The 24,886-nt window shown below is 47.2% G+C and carries 22 protein-coding genes and 2 tRNA genes; 2 read left to right on the forward strand and 22 right to left on the reverse strand.

Features of this window, described 5'->3' with window-relative positions; genetic code table 11:
- Nucleotides 1-37: 37 nt before the first annotated feature.
- Nucleotides 38-1,186, reverse strand: a complete 1,149-nt coding sequence (locus MKY66_RS20545; protein ID WP_076211485.1) for an ATP-binding protein — start codon at nt 1,184-1,186, stop codon at nt 38-40.
- Nucleotides 1,187-1,502: 316 nt separating this feature from the next.
- Here MKY66_RS20545 and MKY66_RS20550 point away from each other — a divergent pair, with 316 nt between their 5' ends.
- On the forward strand, nt 1,503-1,691 hold the full coding sequence (locus MKY66_RS20550; RefSeq protein ID WP_051447369.1) for a DUF6199 family natural product biosynthesis protein: 189 nt from the start codon (nt 1,503-1,505) through the stop codon (nt 1,689-1,691).
- Nucleotides 1,692-1,832: 141 nt separating this feature from the next.
- On the forward strand, nt 1,833-3,056 hold the full coding sequence (locus MKY66_RS20555; protein WP_076211487.1) for an MFS transporter: 1,224 nt from the start codon (nt 1,833-1,835) through the stop codon (nt 3,054-3,056).
- A 40-nt stretch (nt 3,057-3,096) separates the two neighbouring features.
- Here MKY66_RS20555 and MKY66_RS20560 read toward each other — a convergent pair whose 3' ends face one another.
- The 21 genes from MKY66_RS20560 to pyrR form a co-directional block, all read right to left on the reverse strand.
- Nucleotides 3,097-3,426: a DUF1904 family protein gene (locus MKY66_RS20560; protein WP_076211490.1), complete on the reverse strand. Its 330-nt coding sequence runs from the start codon at nt 3,424-3,426 to the stop codon at nt 3,097-3,099.
- Nucleotides 3,427-3,585: 159 nt separating this feature from the next.
- The gene (locus MKY66_RS20565) at nt 3,586-3,711 is read right to left on the reverse strand and encodes a sporulation protein YjcZ (RefSeq protein ID WP_083657089.1); all 126 of its coding nucleotides are present in this window, start codon (nt 3,709-3,711) and stop codon (nt 3,586-3,588) included.
- Nucleotides 3,712-3,827: 116 nt separating this feature from the next.
- Nucleotides 3,828-4,502 (reverse strand): hypothetical protein, encoded by a 675-nt coding sequence (locus MKY66_RS20570; RefSeq protein ID WP_076211492.1) that lies wholly within the window; start codon nt 4,500-4,502, stop codon nt 3,828-3,830.
- A gap of 171 nt (nt 4,503-4,673) precedes the next feature.
- Nucleotides 4,674-4,853, reverse strand: coding sequence for a hypothetical protein (locus MKY66_RS20575; protein WP_076211494.1), 180 nt, complete (start codon nt 4,851-4,853; stop codon nt 4,674-4,676).
- Nucleotides 4,854-4,998: 145 nt separating this feature from the next.
- Entirely contained in the window at nt 4,999-6,555 is a 1,557-nt protein-coding gene (locus tag MKY66_RS20580) for a hypothetical protein (RefSeq protein WP_076211496.1), read from the reverse strand.
- Between the two features lie 236 nt (nt 6,556-6,791).
- Nucleotides 6,792-7,214, reverse strand: a complete 423-nt coding sequence (locus MKY66_RS20585; RefSeq protein ID WP_076211498.1) for a hypothetical protein — start codon at nt 7,212-7,214, stop codon at nt 6,792-6,794.
- A 182-nt stretch (nt 7,215-7,396) separates the two neighbouring features.
- Nucleotides 7,397-7,470 (reverse strand) — tRNA-Ile (locus MKY66_RS20590).
- A gap of 56 nt (nt 7,471-7,526) precedes the next feature.
- Nucleotides 7,527-7,600, reverse strand: a tRNA-Met gene (locus tag MKY66_RS20595).
- A 71-nt stretch (nt 7,601-7,671) separates the two neighbouring features.
- Nucleotides 7,672-7,863: a hypothetical protein gene (locus MKY66_RS20600; RefSeq protein ID WP_047843730.1), complete on the reverse strand. Its 192-nt coding sequence runs from the start codon at nt 7,861-7,863 to the stop codon at nt 7,672-7,674.
- A gap of 105 nt (nt 7,864-7,968) precedes the next feature.
- Entirely contained in the window at nt 7,969-9,420 is a 1,452-nt protein-coding gene (locus MKY66_RS20605; protein ID WP_076211500.1) for an extracellular solute-binding protein, read from the reverse strand.
- Nucleotides 9,421-9,441: 21 nt separating this feature from the next.
- A complete protein-coding gene (locus MKY66_RS20610) occupies nt 9,442-10,305 on the reverse strand; it encodes an ABC transporter ATP-binding protein (protein WP_076211502.1) in 864 nt (287 codons plus the stop codon).
- 2 nt (nt 10,306-10,307) lie between these two features.
- Nucleotides 10,308-13,226, reverse strand: coding sequence for an FtsX-like permease family protein (locus MKY66_RS20615; RefSeq protein ID WP_076211504.1), 2,919 nt, complete (start codon nt 13,224-13,226; stop codon nt 10,308-10,310).
- A complete protein-coding gene (locus MKY66_RS20620) occupies nt 13,226-14,335 on the reverse strand; it encodes an efflux RND transporter periplasmic adaptor subunit (protein ID WP_036614803.1) in 1,110 nt (369 codons plus the stop codon). Before MKY66_RS20620 ends, MKY66_RS20615 begins: the two co-directional genes overlap by 1 nt.
- The gene (locus tag MKY66_RS20625) at nt 14,298-15,227 is read right to left on the reverse strand and encodes an ABC transporter ATP-binding protein (protein WP_339805768.1); all 930 of its coding nucleotides are present in this window, start codon (nt 15,225-15,227) and stop codon (nt 14,298-14,300) included. The genes MKY66_RS20620 and MKY66_RS20625 overlap by 38 nt, the downstream gene beginning before the upstream one ends.
- A 290-nt stretch (nt 15,228-15,517) precedes the next feature.
- The gene (gene pyrE / locus MKY66_RS20630; protein WP_036674850.1) at nt 15,518-16,159 is read right to left on the reverse strand and encodes an orotate phosphoribosyltransferase; all 642 of its coding nucleotides are present in this window, start codon (nt 16,157-16,159) and stop codon (nt 15,518-15,520) included.
- Nucleotides 16,156-16,896 carry an orotidine-5'-phosphate decarboxylase gene (pyrF, locus tag MKY66_RS20635; RefSeq protein ID WP_076211508.1) on the reverse strand — a complete coding sequence of 247 codons (741 nt, stop codon included), beginning with the start codon at nt 16,894-16,896 and terminating at the stop codon, nt 16,156-16,158. Before pyrF ends, pyrE begins: the two co-directional genes overlap by 4 nt.
- Nucleotides 16,897-16,998: 102 nt before the next feature.
- Nucleotides 16,999-20,217 carry a carbamoyl-phosphate synthase large subunit gene (gene carB / locus MKY66_RS20640; protein WP_047843734.1) on the reverse strand — a complete coding sequence of 1,073 codons (3,219 nt, stop codon included), beginning with the start codon at nt 20,215-20,217 and terminating at the stop codon, nt 16,999-17,001.
- Nucleotide 20,218: 1 nt separating this feature from the next.
- Entirely contained in the window at nt 20,219-21,361 is a 1,143-nt protein-coding gene (gene carA / locus MKY66_RS20645; RefSeq protein WP_047843735.1) for a glutamine-hydrolyzing carbamoyl-phosphate synthase small subunit, read from the reverse strand.
- A 432-nt stretch (nt 21,362-21,793) separates the two neighbouring features.
- Nucleotides 21,794-23,098: a dihydroorotase gene (locus tag MKY66_RS20650; protein WP_076211510.1), complete on the reverse strand. Its 1,305-nt coding sequence runs from the start codon at nt 23,096-23,098 to the stop codon at nt 21,794-21,796.
- Between the two features lie 126 nt (nt 23,099-23,224).
- On the reverse strand, nt 23,225-24,139 hold the full coding sequence (locus tag MKY66_RS20655) for an aspartate carbamoyltransferase catalytic subunit (protein ID WP_279303086.1): 915 nt from the start codon (nt 24,137-24,139) through the stop codon (nt 23,225-23,227).
- Nucleotides 24,136-24,699, reverse strand: coding sequence for a bifunctional pyr operon transcriptional regulator/uracil phosphoribosyltransferase PyrR (pyrR, locus tag MKY66_RS20660; protein ID WP_017687330.1), 564 nt, complete (start codon nt 24,697-24,699; stop codon nt 24,136-24,138). The genes MKY66_RS20655 and pyrR overlap by 4 nt, the downstream gene beginning before the upstream one ends.
- Between the last annotated feature and the right edge of the window lie 187 nt (nt 24,700-24,886).

Below are 24,886 nucleotides of genomic sequence, written 5' to 3' on the forward strand. Positions count from 1 at the left end.
AAACAGCCGAGACCGCCCGGCTGTCCTGCTTGTTTGATTATCCTACATTGGGAATGGCCTGTTGGCGCAGCAAGGGCAGTATCACCTCAAACTGTGTGCCTTTCCCCTCTGTACTCTCCACCGAAATCTGACCATTCATCAGTTCCAGCAGTTCTTTGCAGATGGTCAGACCAAGACCGCTTCCACCAAATCGGCGCGCATGGGAGATGTCGGTCTGAGTAAATGCATCAAACAATTGTTCGATCTGATGCTGAGGAATGCCAATCCCCGTATCACGCACAGAGAATACCAATACAACGGTATCCATCAGTTGTTGCCCCACATCCACCTGTAACAGCACTTCACCTTGTTCTGTAAACTTGATCGCATTACTCAGTAAATTATCCAGTACCTGCCGAAGTCTTAGCGGATCACCGATAAGCACATCAGGAACATTCAGATCAGCATGACAGAGCAGACGTATGTGTTTATTCCGTGCCGCAGGCTCATGTGTCTTTACAATCTGTTGAATCAGCTTCAGAGGTTGAAACTCAATGTTTTCAACATCCATTTTGCCTCTGCCCAGTTTCGCCATATCCAGGCTATTGTTAATGATATTAAGTAGCGCCTCACCTGATTGACGTGCTAACTCCAGATATTCTTTCTGTTCATCCGTAGTTTCACCCATACCGGCAAGTTCGATCATGCCCATAATGCCGTTAAGCGGGGTACGAAGCTCGTGATTCAGCTTGCCGATGAATTCCAATTGCCCTCTGCTGTTCATCTCAGCCATGGAAGTGGCAAACTTCAATTGCTGTTCAGCATACTTTCGTTCTGAAATATCGTATTGAATGCCTACAAAATATAAACACTCTCCGGATTCATTAAAGATCGGATCAATATTCAGTTCGTTCCAGAACTTCTGACCACTTTTTGTATAATTTAAAATATCAATCTTAATGGATTGTTGTTTCTTTAATGCATCACGGATCTGCATTACCGTTTCGGAGTCTGTATCCTGCCCTTGCAAAAATCGGCAATTGAGTCCGACAGACTCTTCATACGTGTATCCTGTCAGCCGGGTAAAGTGTTCGTTTACATACATGAGCGGAAGCTCAGGCAAGGTAGCATCGACCACCGTCACGGAGGATTTCACTTTCGAGATGATAAATTCCCATTGTAATGGGAGTTGATTATGTTGGCTCATGCCTTCCTCCTTCATCTCATACACATTAATGTTTATATATTCTGCAATCGTACATTATAAGGAGAGAAAACTAACCAATCGGAATGTGTTGATATAAAATCAATATATTTTAATTGTAACACAGTTATTCAAGTCATGTGGTTCTTGGGTAATAGTTGATAACTAACATTCCACAATAATCTTACAACTCATCAGGAGGAACATACATGAAATTTCTGTTAATTATCATCATTATCATTTTGATTGTAGTCTTTTTTACCAGACGCAAACGTTAAGATAAGATCCGTTATGTAAGAAGTGAGAAAGGAAGATGGGTATGAGAACCCTCTTTTTTATATTCATGGTACTCTGTATCATCAATCTCTGTTTCCCAAAATTCGGCTGGTATCTGCGCTATGGCTGGATTTCCCGGGGCGAAGCCGAACCCAGCAGGCCATATATGACCATGGTCAGAACGACCAGCCTGCTGATGTTACTTATCGCCTTCACACTCGCTATGGCATGAATTATAGGCATTAGAAGATGACTGCCCTGTTGGGCAGTTTTTTTTGTGATGAAATGACGGGAAAATGATAACTTTGTTTGTGGTGCAATGATGACAATGCCCGTAATATAGATATATCGTTTCGGAAAGGACATCATTGGCATGAACATCGCATTTTATCCGTACTGGGCCGCCAAAACGCTGCTCTCGCTTATTAATGTCATATATATCATGGTCATTACTACGTATATATACGGTCTCACTGGATCGGTACTCTCTGCTGCCATTTTTCCACTTATTCAGATTGTTGCACGCACAATAGCAGGTTTCACTTTGCCATTACTTGTGAACCGTTTCCCATTCTCCAGACTATTGATCAGCATTTCCATAACCAAAACATTCATCATGACCTGTATAGCCATTTCGTTGAATCACTTGATTTCACAATTGCCGCTTCTATTGATCGGAGTGGTCATACTATCCTTTTTGGACGGATGGGAAACTCCGTTACTGAAGACTTTAACGCCACGATTGGTTCAAGGTGAAGACCTTATAAAAGCAAATAGCCTGCTATCTTTCTCCAATCAGACTGTAACCATTGTCGGTTATGCCATGACGGGATTCGCCGTGATGAACTGGGGGGCGTCACAGACATTCTGGGCAGCTATAAGCCTGTCTTGGGCCGTTCTGATCTTCATGATTGCCATGGGCTCGCTCACACGGAATGTAGAACAACCTCAGAGATCTGCTGTATCGCGGAATGTATTGAGAGAAGGCTGGAGTATGCTTTGGAACAATCCATCATTACGACTGATTACGCTTATGGACATTGCCCAGACTCTGGCGGGTTCCATCTGGATCGGAGCTGTTACGCTGGCCTTTGCAAAAGAAGCTCTGGGACGAGGAGAAGGTTGGTGGGGACTTATGAACTCGAGTTACGCTGCCGGAACCATGCTTGGAGGTATTCTGGCTCTTGCACTGGCCAAACGTATTCAGAAGCATCTAATCGCTAGTATGACCATGGGTTCTCTTCTCTTCAGCCTGCTGACCGTCGTTTATGGTCTAAACAACCTGCCCTGGCTCGCTCTAGTGTTATGCATACTCATGGGTCCAGTTAATCAGATTCGTGATGTGGCTCAGCAGACAGCGCTTCAGAACAGTGTACCTGTCGAATCTCTTACCAAGGTATACACCACTCATGGCGTCCTGATATCCACGGTTATGAGTGTATCCATAGTTATCTTGGGTCTAGTCGCAGATCAACTGGGCGTTCGTTGGGTATATCTTATCGGTGGAGCCTTGTTTATTGTGTCTGCGATATGCTCATTATCCTTGAGCAGGGTTCACAGGAACCATCCCATTACTAAACATACGAAAAATATGTAAATCAAAGAGACGAGCAACATTCTGCTCGTCCCTCACAATCTCAATCCAATCGATAATCTGTCAGCGGCCTGCCTTTTTTATAATACAAATTAGGTGACAATATATTGAAGAAAATATGCACATCCGGCATGTATGCTTCTTCCAAAATAGCTTGTACCGACGATGCAATCCGATTATGAATCTCCTGGTCACGTTGAAACATCAGAATCTCTATAGAAGCCGGAGAAGGTGTTAGCGCTTGTACATCATGACGCTCTGCCTTCATTCTCTCCATTGGAATATGAGTAATTAGGGCCATCTGCTCTGTAATTTGGGGTACAACTTCCTCTAGCTGAGGACCTGTGAATCCTTTAAAGCGAATAAACGGCATTGCTATCCCTTCAATCTCTGTTAATAGTCTCTTATGTGATTTTAAGCACATTGTTTTCAGTTGTCAAATGTCATGGATAGCATATGTGGCTTCTTATAAATAGGAAAAGCCCCGCTGAAGTCTCAGCGGAGCCACTGTTTGCACGTTTCTACACGTGACTTACAGCCAGAAAGATTTTGTGATGATTACAAGCAGAATGAACAGTACGAGAATTGCGCTTGTAGAAGTCCATCCGCCGCCAAATCCTCCAACATTACCACCACAACCGTATCCAACTTGACTCATTTGATTGGCCTCCTTTGAATTTCAAGGTATGCCATAACATATGCGTATTCCGCGCAATTGACCGGGCGATTCGGCAAGTTCATCAGCCCATTCATCTGGTATTCATGCCTGGTAACTTAACCAGATGGATCGTTGGAGATTCTCAGTTGTATTTCTTGTGACTCCTGAGGTGAAGGGTCTGTATTTCCTCTGTCCAGAAGGATTGTACGAGTACGTGTATCACTTCGGGATGCCAGAACAACCTCTCCATCAGGAGTTATACAATAAGCGATTGGAATGGAGATCTCGCTATCACGGTACGAACCATCCGCATGGCTTGTCCCCATGACAATACATTGATGCTGCAAGGCGATCTGCCGAGCCTCTTCGACCCACTCACTGTACTGCTCTTCACTGAACATACCCACACCAATGGAATGCATCACAATATCCACACTTCTTATATTCTCGTTGCAAAATCCTTGCAGGACCAGTTCATCACACAACAAAGTGCTTATTACCCAACCCTGTTCCTGAGCCGTCTCAGCAGGTGTATATTTAGCTTTCTCCAATACAATCTCTCCAGCCTTACTGATGATAACGGATCGGTCCTTTGGACGTTCGTCCAGTCTACGATGACCTGATACAATCATGGTCCCATATTCAGCCGCTAACCTGCAAGCTTCCTCAACATTCTGGTTCAGATAACCTTCAGGAAAAAATAATACATCTGCATCAGGATGTTGCTTGAGTTCGGCTTCAAGCTGCAACAAATCCTGTTCGAGCCTCGGTTGTCCAATGATAATCTTCATCTGGCATCCCCCATTCATAAATAAAAGCCGGTTCATACCTGAATAAGGTACGAAACCGGCTTAAAGGTTGTACGGACAGAACTTCTGCTCACCGTACTTCGCTTCAAGAGTAATTGGTTCTCATGTTATTGCTCGGTGAAACAATTACCTTTACAGTTGAATGATATGTAGTTAGGCATTTCTACGTTCAATACTATCATATATCGCCTGCCCATCATAGCTTCGATCTGTCGCGATATCCTTAGCGAATAGAGCGCTGTCTGCGACACTGTCTGCATTTCCAGATAAGATACTCAGGGCCCCCAGCACCCAAGCAAGTGGATAAAATGCAACGGATAACATTTTCTTCATAGCTCTGTCTCCTTTATGTACTATAGAAATGATTGGTTGAATATCCCATTAATACGATGAAGTTCAATTAAAGGTTTCAATTTCTATATAAACATTACCAATTACATCCAACATACATACAGGAGACAAACTACAATTGTTCCGTTCAGATCAACTCGAAACTCTGGAGCAACGCTGCTGCCTCTTCATGATCAGGTTCCAGAGCCAATACTTTATGGGTATATGACAGGGTTTCTTCTTCCAGTTCAAGTTCATAACAGCACACAGCCAAATCGTATAAGACGGCTGGATTATGGTTACTCGGGTCTGCAACCAATGATATCTCCAGAAACCGTTTTGCATCCTCATACATATACATCTCATATAACAGCTGCCCTGCCAGAAATGCGAGTCCCCCTTGCTGCTCCATCACATAGTAGGACGACCACATCGTATGAATACCAGACTGAATATCAAGCATTTCCTCATCACTTGCATCAGGAAGAAGACTGGAAATGTGCGTCGCACTGTGAATCAAGAACTCAGCATCATACCCGCCCAGACGCCAAAACGGCAAAATATGCTTCAACTCCATACTTTCGACCCGTTGGTCTATCCATTGTTTCATGCTGAAAAAGTCATCCGGGCCAAAACGTTCAACAAATCGATGGTAGGCCAGACGAGTGTTCACATAACTGATGGGTTCCTCCACCATCAACATGCATCCAACATTCAGATCTTTATAATGATGTGTTGTGAATCGTGTATAGGCACCCTGTTGTTCCAAGACATATTGAATGGCATGGTAGTTAGCCGTTAGAGAAAAACTCCCATGAAGAACAAATTCAGGTGGCTCTGCGAACTTCCAGTTATCCAGGCGATGATCCCCTTTATCAGCGGTAATCAACACATAACCTGACTGTGACAGCTTGTTCAACCGTTCGAGACAGGACAACCCGATTGCAGGGAACAGAATGTGCGAATCCTCCAGTTCCTCTTTGTACAATGTGATAAGCTCCTGATAAGGATAGTTATCCGCACTGTATTCCGGCGCTCGGCGATATTCATAACTCAGCGTCATGTTCTTCAGCATCTCAGCAGGCTCAAGATCAAGACAACGATCCGGAGATTGTACAAGCAGATCACACTCATAGATCTCGCCATCCCCAATGTAGATTAATTCCTGTGGAATGCTGTCAAAAAAGTAATTAGCAATCAACAATAACGGTTGTTTCAGATCACCGGGCCGAATAACCGTACCTGCAACGGCCAGATTCAATTCCGTATCCACTACAGCGTCAAAACGTGCAAAATCCACTATACCTTGTTGAATAAAGGATTGCATGGATGGATGCTCCTGCCAACCCAGCACATTCTCCGCTACCAGATCCGTCATCACATATCTGAAAGGTGGTAACCGTATTCCGGCAAATTCCTTTAATTCAAGCAGTTTCAGGAGAATTTGGTGTGCCAAACGCCCTACACCCGCTCCAAGTTCAAGAATGGTTACGGTCTCGCTGATCTTTCCTTTGTTCGATAGGTCCTGAAGAAAGCCAAAGATCATCTCTGCATACGCCGTGGCAATCATCGGATTACTGGTAATATATTGAGGGACTTGGTTCTCTGTCCAAGCTTGTAGCCCCTTCTGTTCATAATAAGCTCTCTGCCAATCCCAGACCGGAGCTTCACTATAACGAAAACGTTGACTTTCATTTGACGTCATTAAACGGAAACCTGCTTTCTATCACTAATTTCATGCGTTTCTCAGATGTTCACGTACTATTTTATGTCCAATATCATTCAATCTCTGTAATGCATTATATCATAGAACCCTACCTTCTCGATGAAGTTCAGTTTTCCCCATGAACAGGAAAAAAACCTGCTTTTGAAGGCAGGTCCTTGAGGCCTTTCATTTAAGAAGACTATTGATCTAGTTTGCTTAGGCAAGGATACTCAACATTAGTCGGAATACACGGCTCCATCAAAGTTCTCAGGGCCTACACGGATCGCACCTAGCAAGTTGGAACTGATAAATGCAGTGTACGTCAACTGAGGCGTGATAGGCGGATTGAAGTCATCTGCAGAAAACGTAATAATCTGAGGTGCGAGGACACTCAAGCTAAACGTAGACGTTGCAGAATAAATGACAGGGTCTGTCGCCAAAGTTCCTCTGACAATCGTAATCGTTATACCTACGAGAGCCAAAGGAAGTTGTACGGCTACCGTTCCTTTGAATTGTACCCGTGGGTTTGCCCCTGCTCCTTCTGTTTGCAGACCAATCTGACCGAATAATTGCGGTGTGTTAATTACCAGGATTGGTATTGCAATAGAGTTAGCCAAACTCGCATTCTGAGATGTTCTTGCATCAAGAAATTGACTCATGAAATCTACCTCCTATGGGTTGGGATAAGGTAGTATATGCGAGATTTGAGATATGGCATGGACACACATCGTGATTCAAAAAAAAGGGCATATTAGAAAGACACCATGAAGAAGATACCTTCTACTCCAGAGCTTACATGCAGACAGAAAAAAACCCTTGCTAGGCAAGGGTTTTAAGAGTATGGGCCCTACAGGACTCGAACCTGTGACCAATCGGTTATGAGCCGACCGCTCTAACCAACTGAGCTAAGGGCCCTAGACAAAATGTATAACGTGCAGATGATGGCTGTGAATCATCCAAGTAAAACTAAATTGCGGGGGCAGGATTTGAACCTGCGGCCTTCGGGTTATGAGCCCGACGAGCTACCGGGCTGCTCCACCCCGCGTCAGTAAGAAATATTAAAACAGCGACTTAATTAATATACACTATCTTCACCCTATAAGTCAAGGGGTAATGTCAGGGAATAAAACGTACACCGTAACGTCCTTTACGTGATCGATAAACTTCCACTTCCGCTGGTTCATTATGACCGTAAATCCACCCATCCTGCTCCATACGCTTGGCCAGACATCCTGCCTGAAATTTGGTTGCATACAACTTGCTGAAATATACCCAGTGCATACCGCTCGTCCTTTCTGGAGTCGTCATTTATTCCTGCTTTTGTAGAATACCCCATTTTGATAAAAATAGCCGCGAAAGATTAAAATCTTCAGCGGCTATCCTTAACTTATGATGTGACTACTTCATCAAATCTCATTGAAACGTAGCTTTAGGATCCTTTTTCAATTTCTCCAGCATCTCGTTTCCTTTAGCTGCCCACTCACCAAGTGCTTCTTTTGGTGTCTTTTTGTTCTCTAGTACTTGGTTGAAATATTCCATACCTTTTTCATTGACTTGCCATAAGCCTGGGGATTTTTGATACATTTTATCCAGATTGGTATTGGTTGGCGGAATCGGCTTCAGCGCATAGAATGCTTGAATGTTATAATCCAGGCCGTCTTTGGGCTTAATGAAGCTCTTCCGTGAAACCATCTCGTAGCTGCTACGTGCTTTGATCTTAGCCCAGTCCTCACTGTTCATGTACTTGATCAGTTCCCACGCATCATCCGGGTTCTGAGCCGCACTATTTATCGCCATGAGGTTGCTCAGATAGATGCTGCCTCCAATTTCAGGAGCTTCCGGGTGAACTGGCGGTGTTACCACATCCCAATCCACTTTCGTAAAGTCTTTCATTTTATCGGCATTTTTATTGGCATCAATTAATTGATTAATATAGCTGTAATCACCAATAACCATGGCTGACTTGCCACTCAGGAATAGGTCACCCTGTACTGGATCATAACGCCCACTCGGATTCTGATCCTGTGGTTCGTCGCCTTTAGGGATTACTTTGTCAATCGCAAGTTTGCTGATGGTGCTCCACACTTTCTCCCATTGAGGAGAATCTACGGTCATCTTCTCTGCTTTGTCATCAAACGTCTTCAGCTGCAACGAGCTGTAGTACTGCTGCATGGAGTAGTAAGGCGAACCACCCTGATATGTCGTGAAGGAGAAACCAAATACATGGTCTTTACCTTCACCTTTTGTTAGACGGGTACCCAGATTGAAAATATCGTCCCATGTCATGTTGTCTGTTGGCGGTTCCACGCCTGCTTTTGCAAACATGCCCTTGTTATAGAACAAAGCCGATGAGGAGAACGTTGGTGTCAATGCATAAATGCTCTGATCTCCAAGGTCCTTAATTCCCTCCAGTACACTAGGCACGATATCACTGGTATCAAACTTATCTTCCTGCATCAGTGGGTCCAGCTGTTTCACCAGATTCTCCTGAATTAATGATTTCACTGTGGCGGTATCAGCAACGATAACGTCAACCGGGTTATCCCCAGTCATAATCTTCTTCAGACTCTCCATCGTATCCGGAACTTCCGGCTGTTCTTCCGTGTTGCCATACCCATACATGCTGCTCTGATCAACAGCAGCCACAATTTCGATGGTTACATTGGGATGTGTCAATTCAAAAGCATCGGTGAACTGCTGACGGAAGTAACTGTCATCCTGTCCTCCCCACAACGTTGCCACACGTAATACACGCTGTTCCGTATCCTTGGCCTCACTTGCCGTACAGCCGGCAATCAGCGGCAGTGCCAGCGTCGCAGTAGCGATGACAGCCAGCACACGTTTTCCCCACAACCTGTTCTTCATCTTCCAATTCCCCCTCATTAATTATCTTGGTGGCGTAATAACAATACGTTCACCGTCAAATTCCAATGTAGCCCGATTATCAATGGATAAGGCCTCCAGATACTCTTTTGGCACCTGAAGCCGTCCTGCACGGTCAATAATGACAAATGCTTCGTGAATGTCCGGCATACCCGTTTCGGACAAGTTATGTTCATCATCCAGATTCGGGTTGCGTTTCACAAACTCGGTACTGGTCAAGCCATCCCGAATCGCAACGATCCGGTCTACCTTGCCAGCAAGCGTCAAGTCATGGGTAACGATGACAATCGTAACGCCAAGTTCCTTGTTCATTCTTCGGAAAATGCCCATGATGGTATCACATGTCTCGGAATCGACCGAACCGGTTGGTTCATCTGCAAGCAGAATTTTGGGACGATTGGATAATGAGATCGCAATCGCTACCCGTTGCTGCTCTCCTCCTGACAATTGATGCAATTTGTTATGCATCCGATCCTTAAGGCCTACCCATTCGAGCAATTGTTTTGCATAAGCACGATCACGCTTGCCTCCCAGAATCATGGGAGTCTCCACATTTTCCAGTGCAGTGAGATAAGGCAGCAAGTTACGACCGTTATTTTGCCAGATAAAACCTACCGTATGACGTTTGTATTCGACCAATTGGGCATCTGTCATCTTAAGCAAATCCCAGTCTCCCACAACGGCCGTACCAGCCGTAGGACGATCAAGCCCGCCCAGAATATTCAGCAGTGTGGACTTACCGCTACCGCTGTTACCGATGATCGCCATCATTTCACCTTGATTGACAGTCAGGTTGAGACCCTGAAGGGCAACGACTTCCACATCGCTGGATTTAAAAATTTTGACAAGTCCTTCGCATTGGATCACGTTTACCTCTCCTCTCCCATTTTGACTGCCTGGTGAACCCGCAATCTGCGAATCTGCCAGAGCAACATCGTTGCACCGATGACCAGCATCACCACGGTGACCCCATACAGTTGCAACATATCCTGCTGTTCAAACACAATCCGGAACGGAGGTACCTGAGCAGATACATTATCCGTCGTTTGCAGGAATGGCAGGAATAAACGACTGGATACCTGACCAATCCCAATACCCAGCAGGATCGACAGCCCCGCTGTGAACACCTGCTCCAGCAGCAGCATACCGCTCAGTTGTGCCCGGGATAACCCCATGGCCCGTAATACACCAAATTGCACAACACGGCCAGACAGGTTGAAGAACCAGTACAGCACGTATCCAATCAACGAGATAATAACGGATACCAGGAAACCAAGGCTCAGAATCCCGAATACGCCACCTCGTGACGGATGTTTACCCTGAGATACCAATTCGGTGCGGACGTCACGCACAGAAGATAACTCAATGCCCTCTGCTGCGAGTTTCTCCATTAATGGAGCCACTTTGGCATCCGGTTCCATTTTCAGCCATACCTCATAAGGAATCAGAGGCACCTGATCATAGATATAATCCAGATTCGCCACGAAAAATGGCATCTGATCCGGATACTGGGCTGGCCAGTAAGGAATGATCCCAAACACGACGAATTCAATCGCCTGTCCCTGTACACCCATGGAGACAAGATCTCCAGTTTTGAGTTTGAATTTGTCAGCAAATTTGGAAGAGATCAACACAGCCCCTTCATATTTACCAAGCAAGTCAAGGTACTTGTAGGGATGTGCCGGGAACAGATCGTTGCGGAACCATGCCACTTGAGCAAAGTCCACATTATCAATTCCGACCAGCATCCCCTGTCCGCCCGATTTACCAGAGACGATAATATTGCCTTTGGTCTGCAGCACTCGTGCTGCATGTTCAACCCCATCTAATCTGCGGAACACTTCGAATGGAGGTTCGGAGTAGATGACTTTGGATGGCTGCGAAGAACCGCCACCGCCTGGAGCACCTCCACCGCCATTTCCTCCACCGGAACCCCCTCCAGCAGAACCTCCTCCTCCATTGCCACCACCTTGTTGACCTCCACCTGTACCGCCATTCTGTCCCGAACCACCAGGTTTAACCTCAGGTGTTCCTTCCCACACAGTCTGCATAATCACATCAGAACCATAACGGTACAAGGTACGCTCAGTGGAATTCAGATCAATCGTCCGAGCAGCAGCCGAGTTGTATACCCCAAGTCCCAGTGTCAGTACAAGAAGGATCATCAGCGGATAATATGAAGAAGATGAACGCGACAACTGTGTTAATGTCAGATACAGCGGGACCGGGAGAAACTTACGACCGATCAGCTGGATGAGCTTCAATATCCATGGGAACAAGCGCAGGAAGAATAGTCCAAGCGCAAAGATCGCGAGTGCGGGTACAAAGAACAGAAACGGCTGTACCTGTAGCTGATCGGTTGTCATTCCCGTCTGGAAGGTCAACATCTGACGTTCATAGAACAGGTAGTATCCATATCCAGCCAGACCCAGCAACACAACGTCCAGGAACCAGCGTTGCCATACTGGAGCACGGTCTGTCCGTGCTTGCCGCCGTTTGGCCGATACAATGGTTGCCCGTGCATAGGTTATCGCAGGGATAAGGGATGCGATGATCGCAACAAGGACCGCTGCTACGCCCAGGAGAATGGCTTCTTTTGATACACCGATCGGAATAGACTTCCGATCTACGAACGAGAGAAAGCCACTTGCTGAACCGATACTCTTGGCCATAAACCAACCGAGAAACGGCCCAATAACGAGCGCAATAGCCCCCAGAAATATGCCTTCAAGCAGGTAGAGAGAGAAGATCTGCCGAGCTGAAGCTCCACGGCTGCGCAATACCGCAATATCACTCTCTTGCTTTTGTAATGACTGTCTGGCATTCATCGCAATAAAATAAAAGACCATCGCAATCATCGGTGCTGCCAAGGTAAACAACATGGTCTGCAATTGCAGACTCTGACTGCGGAACTGCTTGAGCAGATCACCAAAGGTGATGTCCACTTTTGTATCTTTCAGCCGCTGGTACAGATCGATATCCAGCCTTTCCAGCATGGAAGTCAGACCTGATAACTGGCTGGTTTGAATTTCTTTCAGATCAAAGGCATAATACCAACGTGAATTTTGAAGTGGAATCCCTTTTTCCTTCAGTAAAACATCATTAAAAACCGATTCATCCACATAAAGTCCATTCATCATGCCGTCAAATCCTTGTACCCAGTAAGGGCTGTTCGGATCATCTGCCTTGAAGGAACCCGTAATCTTCACACGTAACGTGATATCAAGACCGCTATACACCGGATATTCCAGAATGTCACCGATATGCAGGTCGTTACGGTACATACCCTCTTCCAACATGACTGCCTCAATCGTGTCATCTTTGACCTGGTTTCCAGGTTTCACACCTGCAGAGTAATTCACCTGTGCATCCAGCCCACTCATCGTACCCAGACTCATACTGCGCGCCCTGCTGGCATCCACTTTGGTTGGATCTTCCGGGCTCACCTCTGTGCTGCGAATAGATCTTGAATTCACATACGTATGAAAAGGAAAACCAATATCGCGAGGGACATCCTCACGAATATAACGATCGACTTCATCCAGACCCCGTGTGTCTGTCTTCACGCCACCAGGTGCCTGATAACTCATCAGCAACGAACCGGCTGGCAACCCTTCACTGTTATCCTGCAGCGTTTGCGCGACGACCCGTTTCAACGCACCATCGGCATACATTGGAATACTGACGGTGAACGCTACCGCCACAATCAATCCGATCAGTGTGCTGAAGGTCATCCAGCGCGTGTTCCACATTTTGCGGAACAGCAGCCGAAGCAATGGCAGCCCCATTAGCGTCCCACTACTTTCTGACCTACGGTCAGACCTTTCAGAATCTCGACATCTGTCGATGTCTGCTGTCCAACTTCAACGTCCACTTCACGCTTGCTGCCATCACTCTCCACCACTTGTACATACGTTCTTGAACCGATGGAGCGTAAAGCGGATACAGGAATCACAATCGCGTTCTCGGTACGCTGCGTTACAATCGAGACCGATAGTGGTGTGCCACGTTCGACGCCTTTTGGCATTTTTGCAAGTGTAACGATGACATACTTATCCAGCGTTTCCTTGGTTGGAGGCGTACCGCCTTCACCCGTCCCTTCGCCACTGCCGCTTCCCGATGCTTCCGCGATAGGCATAACTTTAATTTTGCCAGCGACTTTACCAGCTCCATTAATATCTACTTCTGCCTTCATACCGGCCGAGAACTTCTCCAGATCTTCCTTGGCAAAGGTAGCTGCCACAACCAGATTCGATGTATCCGCAATCGTAGCAATCGGATCATACGCTTTCACAGTTGCACCCTTCTCTACCTGCACAGCAATAACGGTGCCGCCAAACGGAGCGGTCAACGTGGCTTTGCCCAGTTGTTCCTCCAGATCAGCGAGTTCCTGGCGTAGTTCTTCAAACGCAATCGTTGATTCTTCGAACTCTACCGGGTCCATCTCATCCTTCTTGCGGAGTGTTTCCTTCATTTGAACTTCGGATTTGCGAATAGCCAGTTTCTTGCCACGGATCTCCTTCTCTACACTCTCCACATCGAGGACAGCAAGAAGTTGACCCTTTTTCACTTTATCCCCTGGTTTAACATTTAATTCTTTAACATGCATGCCATCAAGCGTGAAGTACACCTTCTCTTCCCGCTGACTCATCATCTTGCCGCTACCACTTACTTTTTTCTCCAACGTTTCCGTCCGGACTTCATATTCCGGTTTCTTGGAGATCGTTGGTGGTGTAATAGGCGGAAGTACTTCTTCCTCTGTTTCTGACGGCAGCAATGAGCAGCCGGACATCGTTGCAACCATTATCGCACCGAGTACAATAATCGCTGCGCGTTTCCCCCTCTTCGGAGCGGCCCCTTTACTTGATAAATCTGCCGTCCGCCATTTCATAAACATGGTCCGCAACCTCCAAAATTGTAGGATCGTGTGTAGTCATACATATTGTTACTTGTTCTACTTCAATAATATTGCGGAATACGGCCATGACCTGAGCGCCCATCTTGGAATCCAGTTCCGCTGTAGGCTCATCCGCAAGCAACAATCTGGGTCTATGGGCAATCGCCTTGGCTATAGCCACCCGCTGCTGCTCTCCCCCGGACATCTCGAAAGGTCGGTGCTTCACACGTTTGGATAGTCCAACCAGATCCAGACAGTGACCAACCCTGTCCTTCCACTCCGCTCGCGGGACGTCCGCCATTCGCAGCGACAGTTCTACATTTTCCCAAGCAGATAATAAGGGCATGAGTGCATATGCCTGAAAAATAAAACCGATCTCTTTGCGCCGCAAAGCGGTCCGCCGCCGGTCTCCCCAATCCTGAAGAGGCTGGCCAGAGAACAGAATGTCTCCACTTGAAGGCTGATCCAGTCCACCGAGCATATTCAGCAGTGTTGTTTTGCCTGAGCCTGAACGCCCCTTCAGCATGACCAGTTGTTGCGGATTCACTTCCATATCAATGCCTTTGAGCACATGGATGATACGACTGCCTGTCTGGAAACTACGATGCACGTTACGCACCTCCAGTACAGGTCCATCATATGGAGGCAGCATATCCTTCTTTGGTTTGATCTTCTTCTGGGGTTCCTCAACGGTAGTGACAGCAGTTGCAGCCACTTCATCTGAAGCGATTTCACTTTCAGATAACGGAGGTTTATTCGTCGGGTAATCGTGTTCATTGTTGTATGTATTTTCCCCCGACTCCGTCGATGTCTCCAACGGTGTTTCCCCCTGTTGATGTTCATCGCCTGACTGGCTCTTGGCAGGTCTTTTTCTGAGAAATAAATTCTTCATGCCAGCAATCACGCTCATCCTTTCTTGAAATCCCGTTCATTTCTTCAAAAAACCTAAAATTAGAAATCTGTTCCATCCTACACTGAATTATAAACGACCGATCCCAACTAAAAGTTACAAGCTTTTTACAACGGTAGAGGGAAAAAGTTAATATTTTGATGAACAAACAAAAAAAGCACCCCAAAGTGCGGGATGCCTCTTGCATATTCGATGGTTTTGCCGCTATGACGGCAATCATTACAATTTTGATACCGTTCAATCCTGAACATTTTTTCGAGCTATCAATGATATTATTTACCAAATGAAGAAGGATCTTCACGCCAAGATTTAAGCAACTCAAAGTCACTCTCCTGAATCGTTCCCTGAGCCAAAGCCACATCCATCAAAGCCGTATAATTGGACAGCGTCTGAAGTGGAATTCCAGCATCTTCAAATGCTTTCACACCTTTATCCAGCTGGTAGCTGAAAATGGCAAGTACGGCCAACGGTGTTGCACCTGCTACACGTACAGCTTCGGCTGCTTTGATCGAACTGCCACCTGTAGAGATCAGATCTTCGATGACAACCACTTTCTGTCCTTCCGTAATCAGACCTTCGATGAGGTTCTCCTTGCCGTGTCCTTTCGCTTTATCACGAATGTAGGCCATCGGCAGATTCAGCTTCTGAGCCACCCAAGCGGCATGCGGAATACCTGCGGTTGCTGTACCTGCGATGACTTCTGCATCCGGGTACTGGTTACGAATGATTGTAGCAAAAGCTTCAGCGATATCATTGCGAATCTCGGGGTAGGACATCGTTAAGCGGTTATCGCAATATATTGGTGATTTGATGCCGGATGTCCATGTAAATGGCTGCTGCGGACGTAACGCCACGGCTTTGATTTTCAGCAGTTGGGAAGCAATATGATTCGGAATCTCATTCAGTTCGATCATGCGTTCAACATCTCCTTCAAAATGGTTTCTGCCGCTTCACGCGGATTGGGGGCGCCTGTAATGGGTCTGCCTACAACAATGTAATGACTGCCTCTGGCGATGGCTTCACCTGGCGTCAAGACGCGTGTCTGATCTCCCAGACCACTACCTGCTGGACGAATTCCCGGTGTAACGGTGTGAAAAGCACTTCCGCACGCTGCTCGGATTGCAGGCACTTCCAGCGGGGAAGCAACAACTCCATCCAGCCCGGCCTCTTGGGCCAGTCCAGCATAACGAACCACAGCAGCTTCCACACTTCCCGGAATACCAATCTCGGTATTCATCGTTTCCAGGCTTGTACTGGTCAATTGGGTCACCGCAATGATCTCGGGCTTGCGTAAAGAAGGATCGGCAGCGATTGCTGCCTCAGCACCTTCACGTGCAGCACGCATCATGAGGGCTCCACCCGCTGCATGTACATTGAACATGTCTACCCCAAGACGTGTGATACTTTCAGCACCGCCACGAACGGTGTTGGGAATGTCATGCATTTTCACATCCAGAAAAACGGAGTAACCTTTGGATTTCAGCTCCCGAATAAAGTCCGGTCCTGCTGCGTAGAACAGCTGCATGCCCACCTTCAGATAACAGGGAATGCCTTCAAGAGCTTGTACCAATGCTTTCGCTTCTTCTGCTCCAGGGTAATCCAGTGCCACCATCAGACGGCCAGCCATTTCATTGAAATTCGTGTGATTCATCACCCGCGCTCCCCTCCACTTGCTCATTTTTTCCGTTTTTCCCGATATAAAGGACATCCCGCCAGCCCGCAGGCTGACTGATGTCCTTCATCAGAGAGTTATTTATTTTACAAAGACAGGCATTGCTTCCGAAGAGAAGTTGATGGTTTGCAGCATGATCAGCAGCGCACGAATCGTATCCAGTGAAGTCATACATACAATGCCGTTTTCTACCGCTTCACGACGGATACGGAATCCATCACGCTGCGGTGTTTTGCCTTTGGTGAGTGTGTTGAAGACAAAGTTCGCTTCGCCGCTACGGATCATATCCAGAATGTTCGGCGAACCTTCACTTAATTTGTTCACAGTCGTTACCGGAATGTTCGCTGCTTCAAGCGCAGCTGCTGTTCCGCCGGTAGCCATGATTTTGTAACCCAGTCTGTAGAAACCTTCGAGCAAAGGAACCGCTTCGTCTTTGTCTTTGTCTGCTACAGTCACAACAATCGCTCCGGTTGCCGGAATTTTCATTCCTGCGCCGATGAGACCTTTGAACAACGCTTTAGCGTAATTCGGGTCACGACCCATAACCTCACCTGTAGACTTCATCTCAGGTCCGAGGGTTGGTTCTACACGACGCAGCTTCGCGAAGGAGAAGACCGGAACTTTGACAGATACATGATCCGATTCAGGCCACAGCCCGTCAACATAACCAAGATCTTTCAGTTTCACACCCAGAATCGCTTGTGTTGCCAAGTTCGCCATTGGAATGTTGGTTACTTTGCTCAGGAACGGTACGGTACGGGATGAACGCGGGTTCACCTCGATAATGTACACTTGGCCATCATGGATAACAAACTGGATGTTGACCAAACCTACCGTTTTCAGTTCTTTCGCAATTTTGATGGTAATCTCTACAATTTTCTCTTTCAAATCCTGGGACAGATGTTGAGGAGGATATACCGCGATGGAGTCACCAGAGTGAACCCCTGCACGCTCGATATGCTCCATGATTCCCGGAATCAATACCGTTTCACCATCACAGATGGCGTCAACCTCAACTTCTTTACCCATCATGTAACGGTCGATCAGGACCGGATGCTCCGGATTGATTTTAACCGCCTGTTCCATGTATGTCAGCAATTCAGCATCGGAGTATACAATCTCCATCGCACGACCGCCGAGTACATAGGAAGGACGAACCAGCACCGGGTAGCCCAGACTTTGAGCTGTTTCTACCGCATCATCAACGGAAATGACTGTTTTACCTTTTGGCTGTGCAATCTCCAGACGGGAGAGCAGACGCTCGAACTTCTTGCGGTCCTCCGCCTCATCGATGCTTTCCAGATCCGTTCCGAGAATGGTTACACCTGCATTACGCAGTGGTGCTGCTAGGTTGATGGCCGTTTGACCACCGAACTGTACGATAACCCCTACTGGTTTCTCCTGTTCAATCACGTTCATGACATCTTCGAAGAAGAGCGGTTCAAAGTACAGGCGATCGGATGTATTAAAGTCCGTAGACACCGTCTCCGGGTTATTGTTGATAATGACTGCTTCATAGCCTGCTTTTTGCAATGCCCATACTGCGTGTACAGTAGAGTAGTCAAACTCGATCCCTTGACCGATCCGGATTGGTCCTGAACCCAGTACCACAACTTTTTTCTTGTCTGAAGGGATAACTTCATTCTCTGTCTCGTAAGTCGAGTAGTAATATGGCGTTGTTGCTTCGAACTCAGCTGCACATGTATCTACCATTTTGTACACTGGGCGCAGGTTCTCTGCTTCCCGACGAGTTCTAACTTCCGCTTCAGTTGTTAATGTGCCTCCAGGTTGACCTTGCGCACGCAGTTCTGCAATGGCGCGGTCCGTGAATCCAAGGCGTTTCGCTTGATAAAGAATGTCGGAAGACAATTCGGATTCTTCGCGAATGCGATCTTCGAATGCGATCAGACCTTCGATTTTGTCCAGGAACCACCAGTCAATCTTGGTCAGATCCTGTAGCTGTTGCAGTGTATAACCTCTGCGGAATGCTTCGGCAATCAGGAAGATACGCTCATCATCTGCTTTGATCAGACGTTCGTTCAGGGTAGCTTCGTCCAGCGTTTCGGCATCCTTCAGGTAGAGGCGATGTACGCCAATTTCCAGGGAACGAACCGCTTTGTGGATCGACTCTTCGAATGTCCGACCAATCGCCATGACTTCGCCTGTTGCTTTCATCTGAGTTCCCAGTTTACGGTTCGCCGAGATGAACTTGTCGAACGGCCAGCGTGGGATTTTGCTCACGATATAATCCAGTGTTGGCTCGAAGCAAGCATACGTTTGGCCTGTTACTGGGTTCACGATTTCATCCAAGGTATAACCCATGGCAATTTTGGCAGCCATTTTTGCAATCGGATAACCCGTTGCTTTGGAAGCCAGAGCTGATGAACGGCTTACCCGTGGGTTTACTTCGATAACATAGTATTGGAAGCTGTGTGGGTCCAGTGCAAACTGTACGTTACATCCACCTTCGATGTTCAGGGCACGGATGATTTTCAGGGAAGCTGAACGCAGCATTTGATATTCACGGTCCGACAGGGTTTGGCTTGGTGCTACGACGATACTATCGCCTGTATGAACACCTACCGGGTCAAAGTTTTCCATGTTGCAGACAACGATACAGTTATCGTTTTTATCCCGCATAACCTCATACTCGACTTCTTTCATGCCTGCAATGCTCTTCTCGACCAGACATTGCCCAATCGGGCTGTAACGAATTCCCGCTGCCACCGTCTCGCGCAGCTCTTCTTCGTTCGCACAGATTCCGCCGCCTGTTCCGCCCAGTGTATAGGCTGGACGTACGATGATTGGATAACCAATCTCATTTGCAAATTCAAGTGATTCTTCAAGTGTCGTTACGATTACACTCTCTGGTACAGGTTGTTCCAATTCACGCATCAGGTCACGGAACAGATCACGATCTTCCGCTTTTTCGATGGATGTCAGTTGCGTTCCGAGCAATTTCACATTTTCACGTTCCAGCACGCCTGCACGAGCCAGTTCTACAGCCATGTTCAGACCTGTTTGACCACCCAATGTTGGCAACAAGCCATCTGGACGCTCTTGACGAATGATTTGGGTTACAAAATCTAGTGTGATAGGCTCGATGTATACTTTGTCAGCCATGTTTGTATCCGTCATAATGGTCGCCGGGTTGCTGTTGATAAGTACAACTTCCACGCCTTCTTCTTTCAGAGCCTGGCAAGCTTGTGTACCGGCATAGTCGAACTCGGCCGCTTGACCGATGACGATTGGACCGGAACCAATCACCAGGATTTTTTTGAGATCTTTGTTAATCGGCATGTTATTGTGCTCCTTTCACTGCGGCTGCCAATACGGCTTGACGCGGCTTTTGCGGGTTAGTGATTTTGTGCTCGCGAATCATCTCGATGAAGCGGTCGAACAGATAGCTGTTGTCGTAAGGACCCGGGGCTGCTTCAGGGTGATATTGAACCGAGAATGCCGGGAATGATTTATGTTTCAGACCTTCAATGGTCTTATCGTTATTGTTGATATGTGTAACTTCCAGATCTGTACTCTTCACAGACTCTTCGTTTACGGTAAAGCCATGGTTCTGGGATGTGATGAAGCAACGTCCGCTCTCCAGTTCTTTCACCGGGTGGTTTCCTCCGCGATGTCCAAACTTGAGTTTTTCGGTGTCTGCTCCTGCTGCAAGTGCGAACAACTGGTGACCCAGGCAGATACCGAAGATCGGGTATTCGCCAAGCAGTTCACTGATCATGTTAACTGCGTGAGGTACGTCTTTCGGGTCCCCAGGGCCGTTGGACAGTTGAATGCCGTCCGGGTTCAGGCGACGAATCTCGTCTGCTGTTACATCGTGTGGAACAACAACAACGTCACAGTTACGTTTGCTGAGTTCGCGCAAGATTCCTGTTTTAGCACCATAATCCACGAGCACAATACGTTCAGCCGTTCCCGGGCTATTGTAGACATGCTCCGTAGAAGTCATAGGCACCTGGTTACGCAGCTCGGCGATGGTCGTGTCTCCCATCATCTCCAGCAGTTCTTCCACAGGCTTCGATCCTGTTGTGAGAATTCCCTTCATTGTGCCGTGGTGACGAATCCGGCGAGTCAACATGCGTGTATCAATTTCGCTGATTCCTACGATGCCGTATTCTTTGAGCAGATTGTCTACGCTGTATTCCGCACGCCAGTTGCTTGGCGTTGGCTCATGACGACGCACAACAAAACCGTGTACGTATGGACGAATCGACTCAAAGTCATCACGCGTAATACCGTAGTTTCCGATCAGCGGATACGTCATGGTCACGATTTGACCGCAATAGGAAGGATCCGAAAGCACCTCTTGATAGCCTGTAATTCCCGTATTAAAAACGACCTCACCTGTAGTTTCACCTTCAGCACCAAATGCTTTCCCGGTGAACAGTGTGCCGTCTTCCAACAATAATCTTGCCTGTGCCTGCATCCCATTTCACTCCTCTGTGTTTATCAACGTTGAATGCATTGGGGTTGAACTTTCTGGAAACTTCGTGCGGCTCCGCTGACAGAAAACCCTTTGATCGCTGTTATCCCCGGATTACTTTTTATCATTTTTCAAATGATGTAATCCGGTGATAAAGGCGAACGCTTTGCTTCTTCGGGTCTTTTCTGTCCGCTCCGCAGTTACGTTGGTGTCCAAGTTCAAAATCATGACATTCAACTTTGCTTGTTTCGTATGTTAGACTCTCGGCATGATTTGCCTCGAGTTAGTTGAAAAGATGTTACTAGTAAATAAGTTATAGATTAAGTTTTAGAGTTAAAAAGATTTGTTGTTTCAAAAAAGTTAAGAATTACTGTTACTGATTTAAAGAGTTAAAGATGTAGGGTTACTAATTTATCAATTTACTAAATTACCGTTTTATTGTTGTACAGTGTTGCTCCATACGCTTTTGCCATCCACCCATGTTTGTGTGGCCCAACCTTTCAGCTTCCACCCTGTGAATGGAGTGTTTCTTCCTTTGGTTGCAAACGTTGCAGGATCTACTGCTTTTTCTTCGTTCAGGTCAATCATCGTGATATCCGCTGGTGCTCCCTCTTCCAGTTTGCCTGTATCCAGTCGGAATACACGTGCCGGATCAGCTGTCATACGTTTCACCAGGAAGTCCAAGCTCCACAGTCCTGTTTCCACAAACTTCGTGTACAGCAGCGGGAAGGCTGTTTCGAATCCTACGATACCGAAAGGTGCCAGCTCCATGCCTTTGGCTTTCTCTTCTTCACTGTGTGGCGCGTGATCAGTTACGATCATATCCAGCGTGCCGTCCAGCAAACCTTCGATACAAGCCTGCACATCGCGTGGTGAGCGCAGCGGCGGGTTCATTTTCCAGTTGGCGTCCATGCCCGGGATATCTTCATCCGACAACACCAGATGGTGCGGACATACCTCAGCAGTTACTTTAATGCCGATGGACTTCGCTAAACGAATCAGACGAACCGATTGCTCTGTACTTACGTGACAGACATGGTAGTGAACTCCTGTTGCTTCGGCGAGCAAGATATCACGGCCAACGTGGATAGCTTCGGATTCATTTGGAATTCCTTTGATGCCGTGGCGCTTAGAAAACTCACCTTCCGTCACATATCCACCAACAACCAGCGAATCATCTTCACAGTGAGCGATCACGGGCATATCCATACTTGCCGCGAGGCTCATGGCATCTTTCATCATTTGAGCGTTTTGTACGCCTACACCGTCATCTGTGAATCCAATAGCGCCTGCTTCTTTCAATGCGGCAAAATCGGTAAGTTCACGACCCAGTTCGTTTTTTGTAATGGCTGCATAAGGCAATACTTTAACCAGATCAGCTTCTTTGGCTTTATCCAATACCAGTTTCACAACTTCCGCTGTATCTGTTACTGGTCTTGTGTTCGGCATGCAAGCGATCGTTGTAAAACCACCTTGTGCTGCTGAACGGGCACCTGTCTCGATCGTCTCTTTGTGTTCGAATCCAGGTTCACGCAGATGTACGTGCATATCGATCAATCCCGGAATGACCAGTTTGCCCGATGCGTCTGTCACACTTTGCGCTGACTTTTCGACATCCAGTACGGCTTGGTCTTCCAGATCAGCGATCTTTTTAATTTTACCTTCATCTATAATGATGGTTTTCCGTTCAAGTTCCCCTTTTTGGTTCAAGACGTTCGCGTTTTTTATAATCTGTAGCATAATTGCCCTCCGCTTCGGTTCTGTCCGGCTTACCAGGCAAGCCGAATGATTTTCTTTATCGTGCACTCTCTTATTGCTCTATAAGAACTACCGTACCGTTAGCCTATGACCCACAGCCAGACCCTGTTACAGTTTCATCGCACGTTCCATAACCGCCATGCGGATTGGAACGCCGTTTGCCATCTGCGGGAAGATCCGCGATGCTTCACTTTCCACAACCGCGTCATCTACCTCGACATTGCGATTCACAGGAGCAGGGTGCATGATAATGGTGCTTGGTTTTAGGCGTGATGCCCGTTCTTCCGTCAATCCGTAGTGTTCGCGATAATCCTCAGCTGAAGTAATTAAACCATGTTGATGGCGTTCCAGTTGAACACGGAGCATCATGACTACATCTGCATCCAGCGCTTCTTCAAGACCGACATAAGGAGCATGCTCTGCGAGTTCCGGTGCCTGCATCGTTTGTGGTGCACAGAAGCGTACATCTGCACCAAACTTTTGCAGTGCCCACAGGTTGGAACGAGCTACACGGCTATGCAGGATGTCACCAATGATGGAAACACGCAAGCCTTTCAGTTCGCCAAATGCTTTCCTCATCGTGTAGAGGTCCAGCAAGGCCTGTGTGGGATGCTCATTGTTGCCGTCTCCGGCGTTCACGAGTGGTACATTCACTTTCTGAGCCAGTTGTTGCAGAACGCCTGCCGGTTTCAACCGGATCACGCCTGCATCAATGCCCATCGACTCAAGTGTTCGTACCGTATCGTAGATGGACTCTCCTTTTTCCACACTGGATGCGGCTGCCGTAAAGTTCAGCACTTGTGCACCCAGGCGTTTCTCTGCCATTTCGAAGGAGAAACGGGTACGTGTGCTGTTCTCGAAGAACATGTTTGCAACAAAGCGTGATTCCAGTACAGGAACCAACTTCTCTTTCTGCGCTTCCCAGTGAGCCGCTCTGTTCAGAATGGACTCGATTTCTCCTCGACTAAGTTCCTTCAGTCCAAGCAAGCTTCGGTCTCTCAATGCTGTCTGTGTAATCATTATGCTTGCTCCCCCCGGTTCTGAGTGATTTTGACTTCGTCCTGTCCGTCCGTTTCCATGAGTGCAACTTCGATCTCCTCTGATTTGGAAGTCGGCACATTCTTGCCGATAAAATCAGGTCGAATCGGAAGTTCCCGGTGTCCGCGGTCTGCGAGTACAGCCAGCTGAATGTTCTGCGGTCTTCCACAGTCCATCAGGGCATCCATCGCTGCGCGAATCGTCCGTCCGGTATAGAGCACATCATCGAACAAAATCACTTTTTTGTTGTGGATCGAAAGTGATTCAGGTGTCATAATCAACATTTCCTTGCGATTTGCTTTATTTTCGTCCAAGCGGTCATCGCGATAAGGAGTCACATCCAGTTCTCCCCAGGGGACTTTGGCGCCCTCGATTTCTTCAATTTTGGCGGCAATCCGTTCTGCGAGGTAAACCCCGCGTGTGCGGATACCGACCAACACACAATCGTCGATTCCTTTGTTTTTCTCCAATATCTCATGGGCAATCCGTGTTAATGCGCGGCGGATCGCCGTCTCATCCATAATGACATGTGTCTCTGTGCTCATGCGTTCAGCCTCCTCAGGATTTCCCTTCAGCATCATGGCCCCGTGACGAGGAGAAAAAAAAGACTCCTTGCCGTGTTTATTGGCAAGGAGTCTCCGAACTTCAGACCGCTCTGAAGAAAGTTTACTCTCGGGGATGCATCGCTTCATTTGCCGCAGCAAAAAAACGATGTATCGTTCACGTTACCTT

This window comes from Paenibacillus sp. FSL R5-0766, from assembly GCF_037971845.1.
GTDB lineage: Bacteria > Bacillota > Bacilli > Paenibacillales > Paenibacillaceae > Paenibacillus.